The organism is Ruegeria sp. D6 (assembly GCF_056534365.1).
In genome coordinates, this window is record NZ_JBQFPH010000001.1 from 1,230,457 (window position 1) to 1,254,084 (window position 23,628).

The window sequence follows — 23,628 nt, forward strand, 5'->3', positions numbered from 1 at the left end:
TCTTGTCATATGGTATTGCAGCAGATTTACAGGTGCCCTGACGCGATCACAAGCAGGGATCAACTAGCGCGCAGTCGATCGCGGTTCCGCGCCAACCAATAAGCAAGAGTTAGAAGCGGCAGATCCTTGAAAACATGAGCATCTACCATGTTCATGAATTCATCAAACGGCAGAATTCTGCTGCGGATATCCTCACCTTCGGAAGCGAGGCCACCGCTTTCAACCGTACTAGTCAGATCTCCAAGACCGACATAGAGATAAACATATTCTGTTGACGATCCGCTGGATGAATAGGCACCACCTACATATTCCAGTTGGTATAGTGAAATCTGCGCTTCTTCCATGGCCTCGCGGGTGGCCGCCTGCTGAGGTGTTTCGCCCGGGTCGATCATGCCAGCCACAGGCTCCCACATCCACGGCTCGGGGTCGTCGATCAAGAACACGGGCGCGCGAAATTGCTCTACCAGCAACACCGTATCGCGCACCGGATCATAAGGCAGGACGATCACTGCAGCCCCTTGCATCAACCCGCTGCGATGCAGCACCGGGCTCAGGGCGCCGTCATACTGACGATGCTGCAGTTCAATTTCATCCATCCCAAAATAATTTACATAGGCGTGCTTGCGGTCATGAACGATCACGTCATCCACAACGCTCCGCTCATCCCCCGTTCCACGTTGTCTTGCCGCTAATCTGGCCCAGGCGCGTGTTCTTATGGCTGGAAAGCTGCGCACGATGTCCGAGGCATCGACTCTTCCATAATGGGCCATCACCTCGACTGCCGCGAACACCGAAAGCGCACCCCAATCCCTGATCCAGGTTTCAAGATCCCACGGTGCGCCTTTTTTCCAAATGTCAGTATCCGGAAAGAACACCAAGGCCTGATGTTCTTTTCCATCCTCAGTCACGATTGTCTCCGGGCGCAGTTCATATTCGAACCCGCCTTCATAGAAGGCCAATCGACTACGCTCGACATCACCTAGGCCCTGCACCAGAACGCCACTGGCCTTACTGCCCTTTTCGGTGACAATCATTGGAAAGGGTTGATCTTGAACCGCATATACGGCGTGATCGGGCAAAACAGCCTGCATCGCCGATAAATCGTCTGCGCTGCGACCCATGACGAGTTCCAGCAAAGAGACATGGCGCAGAGTGCCATAGAAAAACAGATTGGACAAAGTTGAGGCCCCGAATTGGCAGATCAGATTTAACGCCAGCGGCGAAAGGCAATTTCGGTAAGTATCCCGCTGAGAACAGCACCAAAACCCAGCGTAAGCAGGATTTCCGGTGCCAGAAGCTGTTCACCATAGCCAATCCCGATCTGAAAGATAGCAAGCAGAGCCTCAAACGGACCACCAAACCGATGGCGCATCGCCTGACTGAACATCTCGTAGGTGCCCTGAACGAACAGCCCCCAGAACACCAGCGCCGCAACACCGGTCAAACCGTTGTTGACGGCCGCGGTCCAGCCACGGCCAGCACGTTTACCCATGACAACCCAGCCGCAGATCCAACCCAGGATTATGTTCACGTAGGTGAAATAACCATAGTCCTTACCCTCTTCCCCGTTATCGATAATCATGCCCGACACAAGGAACGCGATCACCAGCAGACACAACGCGGCGACGAGACGTGAGGCTGTAGGCATTCGATTTTTCCGTTCTTCAACTGGGTTTGGCTATCGTGATCTGTGTCACATCACAATTACCGGTGTCAAAGGCTGCGCCACATGCGGTCAAATAATAATTCCACATGCGGCGAAAACGCTCATCAAACCCCATCTCCGATATCTGATCCCACTTGGCATTGAAGGTCTCGTACCAGCGCCGCAGGGTCAGATCGTAGCTTTTGCCAAACTCTTTTGAGCGTACAACGGTCAACCCCGCCTGATCGATCTGATCTCTAAGGATAGACGGTGCTGGCAACATCCCGCCGGGAAAGATGTATTTCTGAATGAAATCAACGCCGTTCTTGTAAATATCCCAACGATGATCCGCGACCGTGATGATCTGCAAAGTGGCATGGGCACCCGGCTTCAACCGATCACGGACCGTGTTGAAATATGCGGGCCAATATTTCTGACCGACTGCCTCGAACATCTCGATCGAGGCAATTCCATCATATTGACCCTGCTCATCGCGGTAGTCCTGTAGCTTGAACTCCACCAGATCAGAAAGCCCTGCTTTTTCAATTCGCTCTCTAGCAAACTTCAACTGCTCTTGGCTAATGGTCAGCCCGGTGACGCGCAGCCCACGCTCTTTCGCGGCATATTCGGCGAACCCACCCCAGCCGCACCCGATCTCAAGGATATGATCCCCCGGTTTGGCCCCCATTTCATCCACCAGGCTGGCGTATTTCGCAGTTTGCGCCTTTTCGAGGCTTTCCTGACCCGTTTCAAATATGGCACTGGAATAGGTCATCGTGTCATCCAGCCACAGGCCATAGAAGTCATTGCCGAGATCATAGTGATACGAGATGTTCTTTTTCGCCTGCGACCGGTTGTTACGATGCAACCAGAACCGCAGTCTTTCATAGGCTCGCACTAGAAACTGTCCGGTAAAATCATCGTAGACCGTCTCAGTTCCCAGATGCACGAGGTCCATGAAACTACGTAGGTCCGGTGTGCTCCAATCGCCTTCAAGGTAGCCGTCCGAGAAGCCCAGCTCTCCCTCGCGCACCAGCCGGGAAAAGACGTCCGGGTCGTGGATGTCCACATGTGCCACGGGGCCTGGTTGTGGCGCATCCGCGCGGAAAATGCGTCCGTCGGGCAGCGCGATGTCAAGTCGGCCGCGCTCCATCCTCTTCAGCATCTTGAAGACTTGTGTAAAATATCTCGGCAGGTTTTCCTGCCCTTCGGTGCTCGTCAGGAACATCCGCTCTCCCCTCTGCGGTTGCGGGTCAAAGCTAGGACGGGATTCGGTTTCTGGCAAGTTTTCAGTTCCTTACTGGTCTTTTCCGGCATTATACGCGCCCAACGCACGGGCGCGGCCTTCCTTCAGCCCCACCACCGGTGCGGGATACATCTGGTCACGAGAAAGCCCCCATGATCGCGGCACGGCATCAAAATAGGCTAGCGCGGTCGATGGCGGCTCGGATTGGCCCTCGGCAATCCAGCGACGCACATAACCCGAGTTTGGATCAAACCGCTCGCGCTGTGTGTCGGGATTGAAGATACGGAAATACGGTGCGGCATCAGGGCCGGAACCGGCCACCCATTGCCATCCCATCGCATTTGCAGCTGGGTCCCAGTCGATCAGGCAATCCCCGAACCAGTCTGCGCCGATTTTCCAATGCGTCATCAGATGCTTTGTCAGATAACTCGCGACAATCATCCGAGCCCGATTGTGCATGCGTCCGGTGACATACATTTGCCTTAGACCGGCATCGACAAGCGGAATTCCGGTTCTTGCCTGGCGCCACGCGCGCACTTCGGGCGTGTCGGGATCAGTATTCCATGGGAATGCGTCCCATTCTGGCTTCCAATTGGCACTCAGAAGATGCGGCCAGTGGTACATTAAGTGATATGCGAACTCACGCCACACAAGCTGACGCAGATAGCCTTCACCACCATGCGCCCCGCTTTGGTCGGCGATTTGCACCCGGTGCCAGATTGTACGCGGCCCGATCTCGCCCAGAGCAAGGTATTCTGAAAGATCAGAGGTACCAGATTGATCCAGTTGATCCCGCTGTTCGCGATACTGATCAATACGTTCCAGAAACGCGTCCAGCTGGTCCAGCGCCGCATTTTCGCCCGGGTGGACAAACGGGCGGACCACTGCGGCCCCGCGCTGCATATCCCGATCCAGTCGCCAATCAGACAATTGATCGGACGCAGGCCAGGTCTTCGGCGTCATAAGCCGCGTGGGCGCGGGCTCGGGCAAAGAGACTTCGCGCCCCTGCACTGATCGCCACATCGGAGTGAAGACCCGAAACGGCTGGCCGGTTTTGGTGGCGATCGTCCAAGGCTCAAACAGAAGTTGGCCAGCAAATGACTGTGCCTGGATACCCTGTTCGGTCAAAGCAGCCTTGATCTGGGTATCCCTGTTGATCGCCTCTGGATCATAAGCCCGCGTCCAGAATACGGAGCCTGCCCCAGTTTCTTTGACCAGTTCACAAAGAACATCCAGTGCTTGACCCTGGCGCAGTATCAACTTGCTGCCAAGCTGCTCAAGCCTGCTGGCAAAAGCGTCAAGGCCCAGACCAAGGCGCCATTTCGGCGCGGCACCCAAAGTCTGAACCTGATGATCGAGAACAAATACGGGCACGATGGGTCGACCTGATTGCACCGCCGCGCTCAGCGCCGGATGATCTCCTAACCGAAGATCGCGCCTGAACCACAAAATGATCGGAGAATGATCAAAATCCATGTCCGCCCCATTTTTTCTTCGAACTACGAAGCGCCGCAGAAACTGGATCACAAAACGCGGTCAAGCGCCTCCAAAAGCTGATCAATTTCCTGTCGACTGGTGTAGTGTGTAAAGCTAAGGCGCAAGACCCCTTGTTCTGCTTCAACGCCCATCGCTTGCAACGGGCGATGTGCGTAGAAATCACCGCCACCCGCCATGATACCCTGTTTGGAAAGCTCGGCAGCAACAGGCTCGGCCTTCTTATTCAGACTTAACGCTACCGTCGGTGCGCGCCGACTGGCATCAGACGGTCCGATCAGGCGCAGAGCGTTCCGGTCTTTGACCGCGTCCAGTAGAGGTTGCAATAAAGCAACCTCGTGTTCCCGCATCAGATCATGCACAAAGGACCCCCTTGCCGAAGCTCCTGTTTCCGGTCCTCCATGATGGGCACAAAGCAGGTCCACATAGTCCGCCATGCCTGCGCTGGCCGCGATCTGAGCATGGTCAGGCCCGGCTGGTGTGAACCGCTTGAAAAGAGTGTCGCCGTTGAAATAATGCGCTTGGTTGGGCAGCAATTCACCCAGAGCTCGTCGAATAACCATGCAACCCTGATGCGGGCCATAGGTTTTGTAGGCGGAAAACAGATAGATATCAGGGCCCAAATCACCGACATTGGGGAACCCGTGCGGTGCGTAAGAAACCCCGTCGACACAGGCAAAAGCACCCGCAGCATGGGCGATTGCGGTGATTTCGGTGACCGGGTTGATTTCCCCAACGACATTCGAGCAATGTGGAAAGCACACCAGCCGCACTTTCTCGTCCAGCAAATTCTCCAAATCTTGCGGGTTCAAAGACCCACTCTCCGGATCAATCTTCCATTCCCGAATTTCGATCCCCTCATCGGCCAATCGCCGCCAGGGCCCCGAGTTTGCTTCGTGGTCCTGATTGGTCACGACAATCGCTTCGCCCGGCTGCATCCACTGCCGGAATGCCTGAGCCAGTACATAGGTGTTCTGCGTCGTCGAAGGGCCAAAGCTCAGCTCATCTGTTTCCACCCCCAATATCGCGGCAAGTCGCGCTCGTGCTTCGTCCATTTCCGCGCCACCCGCACGGCTCGCCTCATAGGGCGCGTAGGGCTGAACCTTTCGCTGGGTGTAGAACCGGCTCAACCGATCAAGCACAGGTTTGCAGGTATAGGATCCACCTGCATTCTCAAAAAAGGCCTGTCCCTGAAGGCTGGGTTCCGAAAAGGCCGGGAACTGTGCCCGAACGAATTCAATATCAAGAGCGCCCATCGCATCTCTCTCCCTTATCATGCACTACAGTCCGGGTTGTTGCCCGCGCAAAGTCCGGACATCCCCGAAAACAAGGCAGGTCTTCCAGCCCAGCCGCAGGTCCTTGGAACGGGTAAGGATCGACGGCAGCCCCCATGATGGCCCCATCACCACCAGCAGACCCGGCCAGATAGCCAGAGGTAGAAGGTTGGGTCAAGTGATTGCGTTAATGGTATTTTTTGCCGCCACGCAATGCGTGCACTGACGAAGACATTGGCCCACGCGGGGGCTTAGTTTCTTTTAAGTAGGAAAATGCCGGGCAGAGATGCCCGGCTCAGTGTTGTTCAAATCAGCATTAGCCCTGAACTTTGGTGTAAGTCCCCTCACCCGCCAGGATGCCGCGGAACCCGCCGGGTTCATCCAGACCGAAGACGATCAGTGGCAGATTGTTGTCGCGCGCCAACGCAATGGCCGATGCGTCCATTACGCGCAGCCGCTTGGCCAAAACATCGTCATAGGAAACCTGATCATAGCGCACTGCATCCGAGTGTACCTTGGGGTCTTTGTCATAAACGCCATCCACACCGTTCTTGCCCATGAAGATCGCCTGACACGCCATTTCGTTAGCGCGCAGAGTCGCAGCGGTATCGGTGGTGAAATAGGGGTTCCCGGTTCCTGCGGCAAAGATGCAAACCCGCTTTTTCTCAAGGTGACGAACAGCACGGCGGCGAATGTAGGGCTCGCACACCTCATCCATCCGAATGGCCGAAATTACACGTGTAAAGACCCCTACCCCCTCCAGCGCGGATTGCATCGCCAGCGCGTTCATGACAGTCGCCAGCATGCCCATGTAGTCGGCTGTCGTACGCTCCATCCCCTGCGCCGAACCAGACAGACCACGGAAGATATTGCCACCACCGATGACCATGCAAATCTCAACACCAAGATCATGAACCGATTTGACCTCTTGCGCGATGCGCTGAACGGTGGGCGGATGCAGTCCGAATCCCTGATCTCCCATCAGCGCCTCGCCGGAAATCTTCAACATGACACGGTCATATGTTGTTTTTGGGGTCTCGGTGGTCTCGATGGAAGGGGAAAGGCTCATATTGCGCTCCGGGCTGGCACGGGGTTATTTTCCGGCGCAAAATGAAGCAAAACCTCCGCAGGTTCAATGCGGATAGTCAGGAACGGGGCAACCAGTCATGGCCGACAACTCTGAGAACCGGCTTTTGGCGCAATTGCCGTCGATTCCCGATGACAAAGCTGTATTGATCGCCGGGCCCACTGCCTCGGGTAAATCGGCGCTGGCGCTGTTGATCGCCGAGCGTTTCGGAGGCGTGATTGTCAACGCCGATGCCAGTCAGGTCTATGACTGCTGGCGTATTATCTCGGCCCGCCCCTCGCCCGAGGATGAGGCCCGTGCACCGCACCGTCTGTATGGGCATGTTGCCTATGACCAGACCTATTCGACTGGTCATTGGCTGCGAGAGGTTACGCCGATGCTGTCGCAACGCCCTCGTCCGATAATCGTCGGAGGGACCGGTCTGTATTTCACAGCCCTGACCGAGGGGATGGCCGATATCCCCGCAACCCCGCCGGAAATCCGGGAACAGGCGGATAAGTTGCCGTTGCAAGAACTAATCGCGGGTTTGGACGGTCTGACCCTGCAGAGGATCGACACCCAAAACCGCGCGCGTGTTCAGCGCGCCTGGGAGGTTCAGAGCGCAACCGGGCGATCCCTATCGGATTGGCAGGCTGACACCCCCGCCCCGATACTGGATATTCAAAACACGGTGCCGATTGTTTTCGACGCCAGAAAAGACTGGCTGCTGGATCGCATAAACCGACGGTTCGACCTGATGTTGGACCAAGGAGCTATAGTGGAAGTGGAGGCCATGCGCGATCGCTATGACCCCTCTTTTCCCTCCTGTAAAGCGATCGGCGTTCCGGAGCTAATGGGCTACCTGGACGGCCGCATGACACTGGATGAGGCGCGCGAAAAAGCGACGATCGCGACACGGCAGTTTGCCAAGCGCCAACGCACATGGTTCCGTGCGCGCATGAAGCTCTGGCATCACCTTGACGCTGCGTGTTGAAGGCTGCAGTCGCCGGAGACGATAAAGCCTAATATAACAACGTCTTAATCAGCACCATGGTGAGAGATAGATATATATCCATCTATCCGTCACAACGTGTCTCGTTTCCTTTCACATTGAAACTTTCCGAACCTCACTTTCTGCTCGGATGTCGTTTTTGTACCATCTATGACGATTTCCAACATTGACGCAGGGAAAAAACTGGTGCCGAATGCGGCTATGGGGATGTTGATAAATCGTAAATCCAAGCCCGTGGCCCTACCAACCGAGACCAAACGGTCCCTGTAGTGCCCGGCTCTATCAATCAGAAACACGAAATCTAAAAAAATTATGTGTCACAGGGAGACATCTATGGAAAACCAGACAATCAACGGAAAGCCGATGCATTGGGCGGCAGAGATGCACGCCAAGGAATATCGTGAGGGCAATCTGAGCCGTCGTGAATTTCTGGCCCGTGTAACCGCGCTGGGCGTTGCTGTACCGACGGCATATGGCATGATTGGCCTGCAGTCACCGGCAGCCGCTGCCGAACCTCAGCGTGGCGGCACCATCCGCTATCAAATGGAAGTGCGCGCACTGAAAGACCCGCGCACATATGACTGGACGCAGATCGCAACCTTCACGGCTGGCTGGCTGGAATATCTTGTCGAATACAATAATGACGGCTCGTTCAAACCCATGCTGCTGGAAAGCTGGGAAGCCAATGATGACGCCACTGAATACACGCTGAACGTCCGCAAAGGTGTGAAGTGGAACAATGGTGACGATTTCACTGCCGAAGACGTAGCTCGCAATATCGAAGGTTGGTGCGACGGGTCTCTGGAAGGGAACTCGATGGCCTCGCGCATGGCCTCACTGATGGATGAGAGCACTCAGAAAGCCGCAGATGGCGCCATCACCGTTGTCGACTCGCATACAGTCAAGCTGAAGTGCAACGCGCCGGATATCACGATCATCCCCGGCATGGCAGATTATCCGGGTGCAATCGTACACAGCAGCTTTGATGCAAATGATATGCTGTCCAACCCAGTTGGTACGGGTTTCATGATGCCCGAAAGCCATGAGGTCGGCGTGAAGGGCGTACTGGTCCGCAACGAAGGCTTTGACTGGTGGGGCTACGAAGCTGGTAAAGGCGGCTATATCGACCGGATCGAATTCATCGATTATGGCACTGACCCTGCTGCTTTCCTGGCCGCCTATGAGGCCGAAGAGATCGATATGAACTGGGAATCGGTTGGCGAGTTTGTCGACATCTTTGACAGTATTGGCCTTGTCCGCTCGGAAATCCCATCGGGCTTTACCATTGTCATTCGCCCCAACCAGCTGGCTGAAGACGCCGACGGCAACAAAATCTATGGCGACAAGAGGGTCCGTCAGGCCCTTGCCATGGCAGTCGACAACGCCGTCTGCCTTGAACTTGGCATGTCCGGCTACGGCATCACTGCCGACAACTGTCATGTAGGCCCGATGCACCCCGAGTACGACTCGGCTGTGACGCGTATCCCTTACGATCCGGCAGGCGCAAAGGCGCTGATGGACGAAGCGGGTATGGGCGATTTCGAACACGAAGTGCAGTCGATCGACGATGACTGGCGTCGCAATACCACGGCTGCGGTAGTGGCTCAGTTGAACGATGCGGGCATCAAGGCAAAGCACACGGTTCTGCCCGGTTCGACATTCTGGAACGACTGGACCAAGTACCCGTATTCCTCGACCAACTGGAACCACCGCCCGCTGGGCACGCAGGTTCTGGCACTGGCGTATAAGTCGGGTGTCGCTTGGAACGAATCTGGTTTTGCCAACGAAGAGTTCGACAAGCTGCTGGCCGAGGCGAACTCGATCGCGGATGTCGATATGCGCCGCGAGGTGATGGCGAAACTGCAGGCGATCATGATCGACGAAGGCGTGGTCATCCAGCCCTATTGGCGGACCGCGATGCGTCACCACCGCGACAATATGGTCGGTGTCGAAAAGCACATTGCGGACCTGCCGCAGCTTTATAAGTTCGGCCTGACTTCCTAAGCCGAAACCTACAAGGGCCGCGCCGAACTGGCGCGGCCCTTCGTCCTCAATACGGCGACCAGAACAATAGCAACGCGTGGGGCGAAATGCCTGTCACGCCAGCCGATCAACAGGGGCTAACATGGGACTTTTCATTCTAAGGCGTGTGGGGATTATGCTGCTGACAGCATTGTGCCTGACATTCCTGGTCTTCTTCCTTACCAATCTCTACCCGAACCTGGAAAAGCTTGCGAAGACGCAGGGCAATTTCAGGATGTCTGATGAACAGGTCGAAAGCTATCTGGAGAAAAACGGCTACCTCCAGTCCACGCCGATCAAATACGGTGAATGGCTCGGTGTCCTGCCCTCGTTCCGACACACAAATGAGGACGGAACCGTTCAGGGTAGATGTATCCTGCCAGGCAAAACTGCCGAGGAATCTCCGAATTTCTGCGGTATCCTGCAGGGGTACTGGGGATATTCAACTGTCTTCAAGGAAGAGGTCTCTACCGTTGTTGGCAACCGGCTGGCACTGACCGGACGGCTGATGTTCTGGGTGATGCTGCTGATGGTCCCTTCGGCACTCATTCTGGGCATCCTGGCCGGGATGAAGGAAGGTTCGGCCACTGACCGGACGCTTTCAACCTTTGCCATCACGACGACGGCGACCCCAGAATACGTCTCGGGCGTTATCTTCATAGCGATCTTCACATCCTCCGCCGTCGGGTTGAAATGGTTCAAAGGCACCGCCACTCAGGCGATGGAGAACCCGACATTTGAGAATTTCTTCCTACCAGTGTTGACCATCGCGCTTTACGGGATGGGCTATATCGCCCGGATGACCCGCGCCTCAATGACCGAGGTGATGACGGCGCAATACATCAGGACGGCGCGTCTGAAAGGCGTGTCATTCCCGAATATCGTCATGAAACACGCGCTGCGCAACGCGCTTATCGCGCCCTTTACAGTCATTATGCTGCAGTTCCCATGGCTGCTGAATGGTGTCGTGATCGTCGAGACCCTGTTCAACTACAAGGGCTTTGGCTGGGCGCTCGTACAGGCAGCGGGCAACAATGACATCCAGCTGCTGCTGGCGATCTCGGTCGTGTCGGTCTTCGTGGTGCTGGTGACGCAGCTGATCTCGGATATCGGCTATGTCTACCTCAACCCGCGCATCCGCATTTCGTAAGGAGGGATAGATCATGGAACCACTTACCTGGACCGGCTCTATCGCCTTCCTGAACCCGCTGTTGATGCTTGCGTTGGGACTGATGCTTTTGTCCATCGTTGTCTGGATGCTGGCAAGTATCGTGCTGCCCGAAGATCAGATGATTGTGAATGCCGATGGGACGCTCAGTTCGAGCTCTGGCCTAAGAATCCTGATACAATCGTCGCTACGCTATAGCTTTCTGGCAAGTGTGGGAATTGCGGTGGCGTACATTGTCCTTGGCATCCTGATGGGGACCAGTGCTGGCATCATCGGCGCTATCTCTCGGCAGTTTCTGCCCGTCTGGCTGTCGCTGATCATCCTTTATGCGATGTCGATTGCGTTCAAGCGCAAGCTGGGCCTATATGGCAAGCTGTTCGACAGCCCCATTGGTATGATCGGCTTTGGCCTTGTGATGTTCTGGGTGTTCACCGGCATATTTGGCGCACTCGATCTGATCGTAACCCACGATCCCCTGTCGCAGGTCTCGGGTATGAAGAACAAAGTGCCGGGCACCCCGCTTCCCAATCTGGAGGACGGTCAATACGCTTGGTATTTGCTGGGTGGAGATAACCTCGCGCGCGACGTCTTTAGCCGTATGGTTAAAGGTGCCTGGATCGTCGTGCAGATCGCGCCGCTGGCGACGATGTTTGCCTTCATGGTCGGTATCACTCTGGGTTTACCCGCAGGCTACTATGGCGGGCGTCTGGATACGCTCCTGTCATTCCTCGCGAACCTGATCCTGGCTTTTCCCGTTATCTTGCTGTTCTACCTTTTGGTCACGCCCGAGATCGTAGCGACCGGCGTGCCGAACTATATGGCGGCGATCCTATTCGTGTTCCCGATCATCTTCCTCGGCGTTCTGCTGAATTCGCGTTTCTATACGCGTCCCAGTTTTCGAACGCCTTTGTTGATCGGCGTTCTGGGTGTTGCGCTCTGGCTCTACCTGTCGCTGATTTCGACCGGTGGCTACATCATCAACACCGACAGCTACCGCATCTGGGGTCTGCCGACCTACCTTGATCTGTTCGATATTCCAGGCGGTATTTTGGTGGTGTTCGTCTCGGTGGTCTTCGTGAACTCTCCGACCGTGTTCCGCATCGTACGCGGACTGGCGCTGGACATCAAAACTCGCGACTATGTGGCTGCGGCCCAAACGCGCGGCGAGGGTCCATGGTACATCATGCTGTGGGAAATCCTGCCCAACGCGCGTGGTCCGCTGATCGTCGATTTCTGCCTGCGCATCGGCTACACGACCATCCTGCTTGGAACCTTGGGTTTCTTTGGGCTGGGGCTGCCACCGGAAAGCCCGGACTGGGGCTCGACGATCAACGAGGGGCGCAAGCTTCTGTCGATCTATCTACATCCCGCACTGCCGCCCGCGCTGGCATTGCTGTCGCTGGTTCTTGGCTTGAACCTGCTGGCGGATGGTCTGCGCGAAGAAAGTCTGAAGGACTGATTGTGATCGAGGCCGGGGGCTCTGCCCCCGGACCCCCGAGATATTTTTAGCCAGATGAAGGGGAACCCCCGGACTCTCGCGAGGAGTAATAAGATGAACAAACTGGCGGATTATGACGGGCCAATCCTGGAGATCGACAAGCTTTCGATTTCCTTCTTTACCCGCCTTCGTGAGATCCCTGCCGTGATGGATTTCTCGGTCAGTGTGCAACCCGGCGAAGCCGTCGGTTTGGTGGGTGAATCAGGTTGTGGGAAATCTACCGTGGCGCTGGGTGTCATGCAGGATTTGGGCAAGAATGGCCGCATCGTCGGTGGCTCGATCAAGTTCAAAGGCCGCGATTTGGGCGAGATGACCACCGAAGAGCTGCGCGACATACGTGGCAATGAAATCGCGATGATCTATCAGGAGCCGATGGCATCGCTGAATCCGGCGATGAAGATCGGCAAACAGCTGATGGAAGTGCCAATGATTCATGAGGGCGTTGGTGCAGAAGAGGCCTATGCTCGTGCGTTGGAAGTGGTCACCGATGTACGCCTGCCCGACCCTGAGCGGATGCTGAACTCGTTCCCGCATCAGCTGTCAGGCGGTCAGCAGCAGCGGATCGTGATTGCGATGGCGCTGATGTCGAAACCTGCCTTGTTGATCTTGGATGAGCCAACAACTGCTCTGGACGTGACGGTCGAGGCCGCCGTGGTCGAGTTGGTCAAGGATCTGGGCAAGAAATACGGCACCTCGATGCTGTTCATTTCGCACAATCTGGGTCTGGTGCTGGAAACCTGCGACCGGCTGTGCGTGATGTACTCAGGTGAGGCCGTCGAGCGCGGCTCGATCAAGGATGTATTCGACGAGATGCAGCACCCGTATACCCAGGCGCTGTTCCGCTCGATCCCGCTGCCGGGCGCTGACAAGAACTCGCGCCCACTGGTCGCCATACCTGGGAACTTTCCCCTGCCCCATGAGCGGCCTCCGGGCTGTAACTTTGGTCCGCGCTGCGACTATTTCGAAGAAGGCCGCTGTGACGCCAAGGATATCCTGATGGAGGCGGTACCGGGCAACGACCGACACCACACGCGATGCTTGAAATTCCAGGAAATCGACTGGAACGCGCCAATCACCGTTGGTGAGCAGAAAGAGAAAGGCGAGATTGGCCGGACTGTTCTGAAAATGGATAACCTCAAGAAATACTATGAGGTGGCTGCGAATGCATTGTTCGGCGGTGGTGAGACCAAAGTGGTCAAGGCCAATGAGACGCTAAGCTTTGAAGCGCATGAATCCGAGACGCTTGCCATTGTCGGCGAATCCGGTTGCGGCAAATCCACTTTTGCGAAGGTTTTGATGGGGCTAGAAACAGCCACCGACGGGCAGATCCTGCTGGACAATCGCAATATCGAGGACGTGCCCATCGAAGAACGCGACGCCAAGACCGTTGGCGAAGTGCAGATGGTGTTTCAGAACCCGTTCGACACGCTGAACCCGTCGATGACCGTAGGCCGTCAAATCATCCGGGCGCTGGAAATCTTTGGCGTCGGTGACTCCGAGGCCGATCGCAAGAAGCGGATGCTGGAACTGCTGGATCTCGTGAAATTGCCCCGCGCCTTCGCGGACAGGATGCCACGCCAGCTATCAGGCGGTCAGAAGCAGCGCGTCGGTATCGCCCGCGCCTTTGCCGGTGATGCACGGATCGTGGTTGCGGATGAACCGGTGTCGGCACTGGACGTATCTGTACAAGCTGCCGTTACGGACCTGTTGATGGAGATTCAGCGCGAGCACAAAACCACGCTGCTGTTCATCAGTCACGACCTTTCAATCGTGCGCTATCTCAGTGACCGTGTGATGGTGATGTATCTGGGGCATGTGGTTGAACTGGGCACCACCGATCAGGTCTTTAGCCCACCCTATCATCCCTACACTGAGGCATTGCTAAGTGCGGTTCCAATCGCGGACACATCGATCGAAAAACAGCACATCGTGCTTGAGGGCGATATCCCCTCGGCCATGAACCCGCCGCCGGGTTGCCCGTTCCAAACACGCTGTCGCTGGAAATCAGAAGTGCCGGACGGGCGATGCGAATCCCATGTGCCTCCGGTGCAAACACTTGCGGATGGTCATCAGGTGAAATGTCACCTTGCCGAAGACATTCTGGCCAAAATGGAGCCGGTTATCAAAATTGCGGCCGAATAAATCCGCGCGAACGAAAGAAAAGGGCCGGTCAAAGACCGGCCCTTTCAATTTGCGTCACGTTTTTTGGGGAGACAGGCGACGCAGGTCGTGGGTGAGTGGCAGTTTCTGATCGTAATCAGCCCGTCATCACGTTGTTGCCGAAGTGCATGAACTCCTGATTCATACCCGCCACATCTCCGGCTTCCAGTTTTAGACTGGCGCTGTCGAGCATCTTGTAACTCTGCTGGCTTTTGACCCAATCGTCTGCGGCCTGCAGCGTCGTAAGCGTGTATGACGTAACCTCATTGAGGTAGTGCGTCGGGATGATGATCTTGGGCTTGAGCTTGGCGACAATATCGTTGCCCTGATCGAAGCTAAGGATGTGTTCCGATCCGTCGACGGGCAAAGTCAGCACGTCTACCTGTCCTATAGCATCCCAGAACTCCTGAGGCGGATTGTGGCGGTTGTCGCCCCAGATCAAGGTGCGAATGCCTCCGGTTTCGACAAGGTAGACCACCATGTCCATATGTCCGACGTTGTTGGGCGGACAAGCTTCCGCGCCAAACTCGGCCAAGGCGTTGGTCCATTCGTACCAACCCGGCGCAACGCAGGCATGTTTGTCAGCAAAACCTGTGATCTTAAGATCAGCAAATTCAAAAATGCCCGCCATCCTGTCTAAAACCATTGTGGAACTTGGCCGCTCGATAGCGTCATGGTCAAAATGAGCATGAGTGGACATAGTGATATCAACTGGGATCTGCGGGAACTCGTTGCGGAACCACAGGCCCCACGCGCCGGAGGGATCATCGCGCCAAGGATCAAACAATACGGTCGCTCCGTTTGGAGAGGTAATTTTGATCGCGCAGTGACCGTAATAATCGATTCCAACCGCTCCCGTGCTTGCCTGACCAGTCGAGCCCTGTAGATCGATTACGTGGTTATTATTGCCAGGCTGCAGCCAGGCCTGCGATTGCGCCTCGGCCGGTTTGCTACCCAACAGTGAGGCCCCTGCACCGACACCGGCGGCCCCGGCAGCCATAAAGAACGATCGACGCGACAGACCAGTTGCCAATGTGTCGCGTTCTCCGTTTAGAATTGTGGGTTTCAGATCTTTGCGATCCATTTTTTATCCTCCCGAGTTGAAAAGGCCCGGCTTGGTCCGCACCCTTGCGACCAGCCTAGCGCGCGTGGCACAGGTTGCTCAGATCAGAAAAATCGGGGGGTAATATGGGGGAAATCCCCATATTCAGAAATCACGAAATCGACAAAAGATGGCTTCGCAAGTTCTGGTCACGGCCTTCGAGGCCAAGTTTTCGACGAATATTATTCCGATGAAAATCAATTGTAGAAGTTTCGCGCGACATGGCCCGGGCGATATCTTTCGTGGTTTTGCCCGACATGACCAGCTGAGCAATTTCGATCTCGGTCGGCGTCATGACCGAAAACGCATCCGATAGTTTGTCGGAAATCATTGAAGTAATCTCTTGCAGATTGCGCTCGGCCAATTCCAGATAAACTTGCGAGGCGTCGCCTTCGGTCAATAGCCCGCGCAACTTGTCCAGATAAGGCAACACCATCGTGCGAACCTGATCTACGATATCCTGATCCCGGTCTTTCCGATCGTCGTCCAAACTGGTCAACAGCACCCGTAGCGCCGTGTTTGTTTCCTGCAGCTCCCGCGTCCTCGCCGCGACGCGGTGCTCCAGTTGCGCCAGAGTTTCATTCAACTTCACTTCCAGCGCTCGACGCAGGTAAACCTCTTGGATCAAAGCCAAATCCGATTCAACCATGCGCGCAAACTGTGCCAAACCTTCACGAAACAACAAGGCCCGGCGATTGCGGTGACGGTCCAAGACGCAGATTGTTCCGAATACCGAACCATCCGGCCACTTCAGCGGAAAACCGATATAGAAGGACATGCCATGCTCCATGTCCTCATTGTCGCTCCAGGCCGGGTCACATGTTGCGTCCTCGACAACAAATTCGCCGTCGCGTTCCAGAACGCCCTGACAATAGAGCTTGGGGTTCAGTCGAAAATTCATGCCGACCGGGTATGGGTTTTCTGGATGATCCGATGTGATCAGAACCGCATGATCCGGCGCTTCGGTCTTCATGATCAAAGTGGCGGGCACATCGGCCAGCTGCGAAACAAGGTCGACCAAACGCTGCCAGTTCGCCATTGTTTCGGGTGGTATGTTGGGTCGATCTTGGATCATCGTAATTCGCACAAGTCCGAAAGGTTATCCAATCAGACTAGGACAGCGTTTGGCGGTAGATCAAGAAACAGACACGCTGCGGCGCAGCTAGCCCCCCCAGATCACTTTTACGTAGTTCTGGGTTTCCTTGTAGGGTGGAATTCCGCCGTGCTTTTCAACTGCTTTGGGCCCTGCATTGTAAGCTGCCAGTGCAAGGCGCCAGGACTTGAACTTGCGGTATTGCCAGGAAAGATAACGCGCACCACCCTCCAGATTCTGGATCGGATCGTGCGGATTGACGCCAAGCAGCCGCGCGGTCTGGGGCATCAGTTGCGCAAGACCCAACGCCCCTTTGTGGGATTTGGCATTCGGGTTCCACCCGCTTTCTTGTTGAACAAGTCGCAGGAAAAGTTCTTCCGGCACATTATGTTGCCGCGCTGCTTTTCTGGCATGATCGAGATACTGGCCCCGATAGTTACCAGTGTAACGCTTGACGAATTTCCCACGCTCGGTCTTGGGTTTAAGCCGTTCAGAGCCGCGATATTGCGTAGCGGCCCGATTATCCAAAACCTTGGATTGCTTGAGGAATATCGCCTTACGATTCTTAGTGGACAGCGTTTCTGCCTGCGTCGCAAACGACGTCAGACAAAGACCCAATACCGAGATACCGCCGACCAGAAAACGCATTAATGCCAATCCTGCACCCTCAACAACCAATCAGATTATAGTTAAATCAGCCGGAAATGAAAGCTTGGTTAAGACAGTCCTAATGTTTTCCTGCTCAGCGTTGCACGATCAATCATGTTTCAACCAAGTCGTAGCCCGTATAGGGTCAGCACCAGAATACAGCGCCAGATTCGGGCGCCATCCAGTCAGAGTAAAACGAGGGAATATATGGCGGGTTCAGTCAACAAGGTCATTCTGATCGGCAATCTCGGTGCCGACCCCGAGGTGCGGTCGTTCCAGAACGGTGGTAAGGTGTGCAACCTGCGCATCGCAACGTCAGAGACATGGAAAGACCGCAACACTGGTGAGCGTCGGGATCGAACCCAATGGCACACAGTCGCCATCTTCTCGGAACCTCTGGTTCGCGTTGCCGAGCAGTATTTGCGTAAAGGCAGCAAAGTCTATGTCGAGGGCCAGTTAGAGACCCGCAAGTGGCAGGATCAGTCGGGGCAGGATCGCTATTCGACTGAGGTTGTCCTGCGCCCTTACCGCAGCGAGCTGACTATGCTGGATGCCCGCGGTGAAGGCGGTGGCGGCGGTGGTGGCTATGGCGGTGGTCAGGCCGGAGGAGGCTATGGTGATCCCTATGGCGGTCAGTCCAGCGCCCCTGCCCCTGCATCCGGCGGCATCGATGACGACGAGATTCCGTTCTAAACCAAACGGAGAAACAACATGGCATGGTCCTTCTCACTTGGCCGATTGCTCGGCTCGGAACTGAGGGTCCATGTCACCTTCTTCCTGCTGCTCGCCTGGGTTGGTTTTGCAGCGTATTCCAGCGGCGGTTGGCCCGCTGCGCTCAACAACATCCTGTTCGTTCTGGCTTTGTTTGCCTGTGTCGTCGCGCATGAATTCGGTCACGCGCTCATGGCAAAGCGATACGGGATTCGCACCCCTGATATCACTTTGCTGCCAATCGGTGGACTGGCACGTCTTGAGCGGATGCCAGAAAAACCGATGCAGGAGGTTTGGGTCGCCTTAGCAGGCCCGGCCGTAAACGTCGTCATCTGGGCCATCCTCGTGGTTTTAGGCGCGGGGATACAACTTGGATCGCTGGCCCAGATCGACTCGGCAGGCACGAACCTATTGAGCCGTCTGGCCTATGTGAATCTGCTGCTGGCGGCCTTCAACATGATCCCGGCATTTCCGATGGACGGCGGGCGTGTATTCCGCGCTTTGCTATGTATGAAGATGGAACGTGCCAAGGCCACGCGGATCGCCGCCCTTGGCGGTCAGATCGTAGCGGTCGGGCTTGGTTTTCTGGGGCTGACCTCTGGCAACCCGATCCTGGTTCTGATCGCCGTATTTGTCTTCATTGCCGCGAATTCCGAAAATCAGGACGTTGCGCTACGTTCAGTTGCGCGGCGTGTTAAGGCCCGGGATGCGATGATCACCGAGTTCAAGGCGTTGTCGCCCGATGATACGTTGGCGACGGCGGCTCAAGCAGTCATTCATACGACCCAGCACGAGTTTCCGGTCTTGGCCGAGGATGGCAGCCTTTTGGGTTTTGTCACCCGTGACCGACTGTTCGCAGCGTTAGCAAGCGACCATCCCCGATCCGAGCCTGCAGCGTCGATTATGGATAAGAACATACCACAAGTCGCACTCACCAGCGGATTGGACCAAGTTTTGAATGGCCTGCATAAAGGTGCACCCGCAATTGCTGTATGCACCAAATCGGGACACATGGTTGGCTATATCACCCGCGAAAACATCGGCGAGTTGATGGTAATCCAGGGGCGCTGAATCTCAGCAGGCGGCCAGCGCATCATCAAGCACCGAGACCACTGTCTCGCGCGGCACTTCTGAAGTGACGAATGCCTGCCCGATGCCTCGTGCCATAATGAAACGCAACTGGCCATCCACGACCTTTTTGTCCTGCGCCATCAGATCGACCAGTGTTTCTGCATCCGGCAGTTCACCCGGAATATCGGCCAGATCAGTCTTCATGCCCATGGCGCGCAAATGCGCCCTGACACGGCTTGGATCTTCTTGCGGGCAAAGCCCCAAGCGAGAAGAAGTTTCAAACGCCAGCGCGCACCCGATCGCAACGCCTTCGCCGTGCAGTAACCGATCGGAATACCCCGTTGCGGCCTCAAGCGCGTGGCAGAAAGTATGACCCAGATTGAGCAGCGCCCGGTCGCCCTGCTCGGTCTCGTCGCGTGCCACGATATCGGCCTTCATCTGAACCGAGCGTGTGACGGCCTGCACGCGCGCAGCCATGTCGCCGGATGCTAACAGAGGCCCGTTATCTTCAAGCCACTCAAAGAACTGGGCATCGCCCAACAGTCCATATTTGACGACTTCGCCATATCCAGCGAGAAAGTCCCGCGTCTGTAACGTACCCAGCACGTCCGTGTCGGCCAACACCAGTGACGGCTGGTGAAACGCTCCAATCAGGTTCTTGCCCTGTGGCGCATTTATCCCAGTCTTGCCGCCAACCGAGCTGTCGACCTGTGCCAGCAGCGAAGTCGGTATCTGAACAAAGCGTACCCCGCGCCGCATCACTGCTGCAGCAAATCCCGCCAGATCACCGATCACACCCCCTCCTAGCGCAACGACGATGTCGTTCCGTTCGACCTTCTCCGCCAGCAACCATTCTACCGCGCGCTCAAAATGCGGCCAGCTTTTGGTGGCCTCACCCGCTGGCAGTGCCAGAGCATTCATCTCGATCCCGGCTGAGGCCAGGCCTTCACGCAGTGCATCCAGATGCAGGCCCGCGACAGTCTCATCCGTCAGAACCGCGACACGCTTACGCTTTATCAGTGGAGCAATCCGTTCCCCAGATTGCGCCAAAAGGCCGGGGCCGATCTCTACATCATAAGAACGCTCGGCCAAATCAACATGTACGGTTTGATGCATTAAATTCGTTCCAATATATCCGGGCGCGTCACCAATGCGGCAATCACCCGATCCACCATATCTTCGATTGCGGTTTCGCCATCTGAGTCAGCCACCAGATCGGCCTGTTCATAGATCGGCACGCGCGCCTCGTACAAACCACGCAACGTTGCATACGGGTCTGCCGTACGCAGCAATGGGCGCGTGTCTTTATGTTTGACGCGATTCCACAACACGTTCAGATCGGCCCGCAACCACACAGATGCACCACGATCTGAGATCATTTTTCGATTGCCTTCTGCCAGAAACGCGCCGCCTCCAGTCGACAGAATGCCTTTTTCCTCGTCCAGAAGCCGCCCGATGATCTGACTTTCCTTGCTGCGAAAGAACGCCTCGCCATCACGGGCAAATATCTCGGGGATGGTCATGTTGGCTGCCGATTCGATCTCGGAATCGCTATCGAGAAAGGGAACGCCGAGCCGAGCCGCCAGAGCCCGGCCCACCGCAGTCTTTCCAGCCCCCATCATTCCGACCAAAACGACGGTTTTGTGCAGTTGAAACTGCGCGGCTGTGTCGGAACGCACCGTGTTATGCTTAATTTCGCTCATTTCGTCGTGAATGACGTGATCTTAAGAAAAATGCTAGTTATAACTTGGGCAAAAGCAAAAATTGAGGCAGCGTTCACCCATGGGCCGTTTAATCAAGTTCCTGATTTACCTCATCTGCCTGTGTTTCATCGGGCTGGTTGGGTATGCCTATGTCGGGCCGTTTTTTGGTGCGGACTTTTCCGCTCCTCAAAGTGAAGTCCGCGAACCGGTCATCTTGAATGCCGACTAGAACCACTCTTCTGGCGGTTTTTCTAGCCGGAACTGCGCACGCACAATCGACGGAGCCCTTGTCGATCATTGACTGGCTGACCGACCCCCCAGAAAATCTACCGGGCACAGTGCTGATGGAACCGCCTGTGACCCAGACAGGGTTGCAGCCGGATATTCAGGTCACCCCGCTTGAGGCGCTGTCGCCACCGCTGGGTTTGGTGGCCTCTTCCGTCACAGGTCTGCCGGTCAACTTGTGGCAGAACAGCGATGCGGATCGGTTGGCGGAACTGATCGCGCAGGTGCGGGTCAAGTCCAACCCCGCAATGCAGCGGCTGCTGTTCACCCTGCTCCTTTCCGAGGCACGTCCCCCGAGCGGAGGACAGGCAGAAGACAAATTGCTGATGGCGCGACTGGACCGCCTTATGCAATTGGGCGCATCCGATCCGGTACAATCTCTGGTTCAGCTGGCCGGTCCGACCGATACGCAAGCTCGTTTCAAACGCTGGTTCGATGCAACTTTGCTGACGGGTGACGAAGACCGGAGTTGCACCGCGCTGATCGCGCAGCCGAATTTGTCTCGGGATTACGCGGCGCAGATATTCTGCAAGGCCCGTCGTGGAGATTGGGCCTCAGCCGCGCTGACGCTCGAAGCCGCTCATGCGCTGCAGGTGCTTCCCGAAGACCAGCTTGCCTTGCTCGATCGCTTTCTCAGCCCGGAATTGTTCGAAGGGGCTGAGTATCTTCCTCAGCCCGACGACCCGAATCCGCTTACGTTCCGTCTGTTCGAAGCCATTGGTGAACGTTTGCCCACGGCTTCACTGCCACGGGCGTTCGCCAATGCCGATCTGCGCGATGTGGCGGGCTGGAAAGCTCAGGTCGAAGCTGCTGAACGATTGACGCGGATTGGCGCGCTGACACCCAATCAGTTGCTTGGCCTATATACCGAACGTTCGCCGGCTGCTTCGGGTGCTGTCTGGGACCGCGTGGCTGCCATCCAACGGTTCGAAACCGCATTGGAAACCGGAAATCCCGAGGCAGTTTCCAAAACTCTTGTTGAGGTCTGGGCTCAGATGAAAACCGTCGGGCTTGAGGTTCCGTTTGCCGAACTTTTTGCCCCGCGTCTGGCAGCAATGAAACTATCAGGTTCGGCCGCCAAGAATCTGCGGTGGCGTATTCTGCTGTTGTCCGAGCTTTATGAAGACGCGGCGCAAGATGTGCCCGAAGGTTCCGATGCGAATATGTTTCTGGCCGCCCTGGCACAGGGCGATCCGCAACGCGCGCCGTCGCCAACCCCTCTGGCGGATGCCATTTCGCAGGGCTTTGCCTGGTCCGCGCCCATCCCTTCGGATATCGACGGGCTGCTGAGTAACGATCAATTGGGCGAAGCCATTCTGGAAACGATGCAATTGTTCGCCCATGGCGCGCGCGGCAATCTGGTCGACCTGACCGCTGCAATCGCTGCGTTCCGCCGCGTGGGTCTTGAAGACACCGCACGTCGGGCCGCGTTGCAGTTGATGATCTTGAACGGGGCTTGAGCATGACCGCGCCCGCGTCTCAGGAGCTGTGGATTTCCACCTTCCTCGAAGCGCAAGCTGCCGAGCTTGGCGCTGCCACCAACACCCTGCTCGCCTATGGCCGGGATCTGAAAGATTTCTCTGATTGGTTGACGCGTCGGAAATCGGGCTTTTCCGAAGCGGATCGCGATCGGATCGAAGGTTACCTGATCGATTGCGATGCGCAGGGCCTGTCGCGCTCGACAAGGGCACGGCGGTTGTCGGCGATCAAACAATTGTATCGATTTGCTTTCGAAGAAGGCTGGCGCGAAAGCAACCCGGCCATCCAGATCAAGGGACCAGGGCGCCCCAAGCGATTGCCTAAGACACTGGACGTGCCCGAAGTTGACCGCCTGCTTGCAGCAGCGCGGCGCACGGGTCGTTCCGACGCAGACAAAATTCGCAACACGTGCCTGATGGAACTGCTCTATGCGACGGGGATGCGGGTGACAGAACTGGTATCGCTGCCGGTCAGTTCAGCCAGAGGTGATCCGCGCATGCTGCTGGTTCTCGGCAAAGGCGGGAAAGAGCGGATGGTTCCGCTGTCCCCCCCTGCCCGCGAGGCGTTGGCAGACTGGCTGCAAGCCCGCGATGCGGCCGAGGAAAAAGCCGTTTCCAAGGGAGGACAAGCGTCGCGTTTCCTGTTCCCGTCGCGCGGGAAATCCGGGCACCTGACGCGGCATCGCTTCTTTCTGCTGGTCAAGGAACTGGCCGTCGAAGGCGGTGTTTCGCCTGAAAAAGTCACACCTCACACGCTGCGCCATGCGTTTGCGACGCACCTGCTGGCCAATGGCGCGGATCTGCGCTCGATCCAGACGCTGTTGGGCCATGCAGATGTGGCGACGACCGAGATCTATACGCATGTTCTGGATGAACGCCTGTCGGAACTGGTGTTGGAACACCACCCGCTGGCCAAAGACGACTCCACAGATCAGGGCTAACCCCTTGATTG

Annotated in this window: 20 protein-coding genes; 9 read left to right on the forward strand and 11 right to left on the reverse strand. The window is 56.3% G+C overall.

Features of this window, described 5'->3' with window-relative positions; all coding sequences use genetic code 11:
- Positions 1-59 precede the first annotated feature (59 nt).
- From ACR0A1_RS06170 to pyrH, 6 genes are all read right to left on the reverse strand, one after another.
- On the reverse strand, positions 60-1,178 hold the full coding sequence (locus tag ACR0A1_RS06170) for an NUDIX domain-containing protein (protein ID WP_480866653.1): 1,119 nt from the start codon (positions 1,176-1,178) through the stop codon (positions 60-62).
- A gap of 29 nt (positions 1,179-1,207) precedes the next feature.
- Entirely contained in the window at positions 1,208-1,648 is a 441-nt protein-coding gene (locus tag ACR0A1_RS06175; RefSeq protein WP_170405320.1) for a TrgA family protein, read from the reverse strand.
- 16 nt (positions 1,649-1,664) lie between these two features.
- A complete protein-coding gene (locus tag ACR0A1_RS06180) occupies positions 1,665-2,873 on the reverse strand; it encodes an SAM-dependent methyltransferase (protein ID WP_170393292.1) in 1,209 nt (402 codons plus the stop codon).
- A 69-nt stretch (positions 2,874-2,942) separates the two neighbouring features.
- The gene (locus ACR0A1_RS06185) at positions 2,943-4,367 is read right to left on the reverse strand and encodes a cryptochrome/photolyase family protein (protein ID WP_480866655.1); all 1,425 of its coding nucleotides are present in this window, start codon (positions 4,365-4,367) and stop codon (positions 2,943-2,945) included.
- Between the two features lie 47 nt (positions 4,368-4,414).
- Positions 4,415-5,641, reverse strand: coding sequence for an aminotransferase class V-fold PLP-dependent enzyme (locus tag ACR0A1_RS06190; protein WP_480866657.1), 1,227 nt, complete (start codon positions 5,639-5,641; stop codon positions 4,415-4,417).
- A gap of 334 nt (positions 5,642-5,975) precedes the next feature.
- Positions 5,976-6,728 carry a UMP kinase gene (gene pyrH / locus ACR0A1_RS06195; RefSeq protein WP_480866659.1) on the reverse strand — a complete coding sequence of 251 codons (753 nt, stop codon included), beginning with the start codon at positions 6,726-6,728 and terminating at the stop codon, positions 5,976-5,978.
- Positions 6,729-6,825: 97 nt separating this feature from the next.
- On the opposite strand from pyrH, the gene miaA reads away from it, so the two are divergent.
- From miaA to ACR0A1_RS06220, 5 genes are all read left to right on the forward strand, one after another.
- Positions 6,826-7,719, forward strand: a complete 894-nt coding sequence (gene miaA, locus ACR0A1_RS06200; protein ID WP_480866661.1) for a tRNA (adenosine(37)-N6)-dimethylallyltransferase MiaA — start codon at positions 6,826-6,828, stop codon at positions 7,717-7,719.
- 351 nt (positions 7,720-8,070) lie between these two features.
- Positions 8,071-9,741: an ABC transporter substrate-binding protein gene (locus ACR0A1_RS06205; protein WP_170393298.1), complete on the forward strand. Its 1,671-nt coding sequence runs from the start codon at positions 8,071-8,073 to the stop codon at positions 9,739-9,741.
- Positions 9,742-9,862: 121 nt separating this feature from the next.
- Entirely contained in the window at positions 9,863-10,909 is a 1,047-nt protein-coding gene (locus ACR0A1_RS06210) for an ABC transporter permease (protein WP_170393299.1), read from the forward strand.
- 13 nt (positions 10,910-10,922) lie between these two features.
- Positions 10,923-12,386 (forward strand): ABC transporter permease, encoded by a 1,464-nt coding sequence (locus ACR0A1_RS06215; protein ID WP_480866663.1) that lies wholly within the window; start codon positions 10,923-10,925, stop codon positions 12,384-12,386.
- Between the two features lie 93 nt (positions 12,387-12,479).
- Positions 12,480-14,567: a dipeptide ABC transporter ATP-binding protein gene (locus ACR0A1_RS06220; RefSeq protein ID WP_170393301.1), complete on the forward strand. Its 2,088-nt coding sequence runs from the start codon at positions 12,480-12,482 to the stop codon at positions 14,565-14,567.
- A gap of 115 nt (positions 14,568-14,682) precedes the next feature.
- Here the strand turns inward: ACR0A1_RS06220 and ACR0A1_RS06225 are convergent, their stop codons facing one another.
- The 3 genes from ACR0A1_RS06225 to ACR0A1_RS06235 form a co-directional block, all read right to left on the reverse strand.
- Positions 14,683-15,669, reverse strand: a complete 987-nt coding sequence (locus tag ACR0A1_RS06225; RefSeq protein WP_480866665.1) for an MBL fold metallo-hydrolase — start codon at positions 15,667-15,669, stop codon at positions 14,683-14,685.
- A gap of 130 nt (positions 15,670-15,799) precedes the next feature.
- A complete protein-coding gene (locus ACR0A1_RS06230) occupies positions 15,800-16,762 on the reverse strand; it encodes a LuxR C-terminal-related transcriptional regulator (RefSeq protein WP_170405297.1) in 963 nt (320 codons plus the stop codon).
- Positions 16,763-16,849: 87 nt separating this feature from the next.
- Positions 16,850-17,428, reverse strand: a complete 579-nt coding sequence (locus ACR0A1_RS06235; RefSeq protein ID WP_170405293.1) for a lytic transglycosylase domain-containing protein — start codon at positions 17,426-17,428, stop codon at positions 16,850-16,852.
- Positions 17,429-17,635: 207 nt separating this feature from the next.
- On the opposite strand from ACR0A1_RS06235, the gene ssb reads away from it, so the two are divergent.
- Together ssb and ACR0A1_RS06245 are read left to right on the forward strand one after the other, a co-directional pair.
- Positions 17,636-18,121 carry a single-stranded DNA-binding protein gene (gene ssb / locus ACR0A1_RS06240; RefSeq protein WP_170393305.1) on the forward strand — a complete coding sequence of 162 codons (486 nt, stop codon included), beginning with the start codon at positions 17,636-17,638 and terminating at the stop codon, positions 18,119-18,121.
- Between the two features lie 18 nt (positions 18,122-18,139).
- Positions 18,140-19,210, forward strand: coding sequence for a site-2 protease family protein (locus ACR0A1_RS06245; RefSeq protein WP_170510331.1), 1,071 nt, complete (start codon positions 18,140-18,142; stop codon positions 19,208-19,210).
- A 3-nt stretch (positions 19,211-19,213) separates the two neighbouring features.
- On the opposite strand, the gene aroB is transcribed toward ACR0A1_RS06245, so the two are convergent.
- Both aroB and ACR0A1_RS06255 read right to left on the reverse strand, forming a co-directional pair.
- Positions 19,214-20,326 carry a 3-dehydroquinate synthase gene (gene aroB / locus ACR0A1_RS06250; protein WP_480866666.1) on the reverse strand — a complete coding sequence of 371 codons (1,113 nt, stop codon included), beginning with the start codon at positions 20,324-20,326 and terminating at the stop codon, positions 19,214-19,216.
- The gene (locus tag ACR0A1_RS06255; protein WP_170393308.1) at positions 20,326-20,913 is read right to left on the reverse strand and encodes a shikimate kinase; all 588 of its coding nucleotides are present in this window, start codon (positions 20,911-20,913) and stop codon (positions 20,326-20,328) included. The genes aroB and ACR0A1_RS06255 overlap by 1 nt, the downstream gene beginning before the upstream one ends.
- A gap of 218 nt (positions 20,914-21,131) precedes the next feature.
- On the opposite strand from ACR0A1_RS06255, the gene ACR0A1_RS06260 reads away from it, so the two are divergent.
- Together ACR0A1_RS06260 and ACR0A1_RS06265 are read left to right on the forward strand one after the other, a co-directional pair.
- Positions 21,132-22,658 (forward strand): hypothetical protein, encoded by a 1,527-nt coding sequence (locus ACR0A1_RS06260; RefSeq protein WP_170595840.1) that lies wholly within the window; start codon positions 21,132-21,134, stop codon positions 22,656-22,658.
- A 2-nt stretch (positions 22,659-22,660) separates the two neighbouring features.
- Complete coding sequence (locus ACR0A1_RS06265; RefSeq protein ID WP_480866668.1) at positions 22,661-23,617, forward strand: site-specific tyrosine recombinase XerD; 957 nt, start codon at positions 22,661-22,663, stop codon at positions 23,615-23,617.
- Positions 23,618-23,628 lie beyond the last annotated feature (11 nt).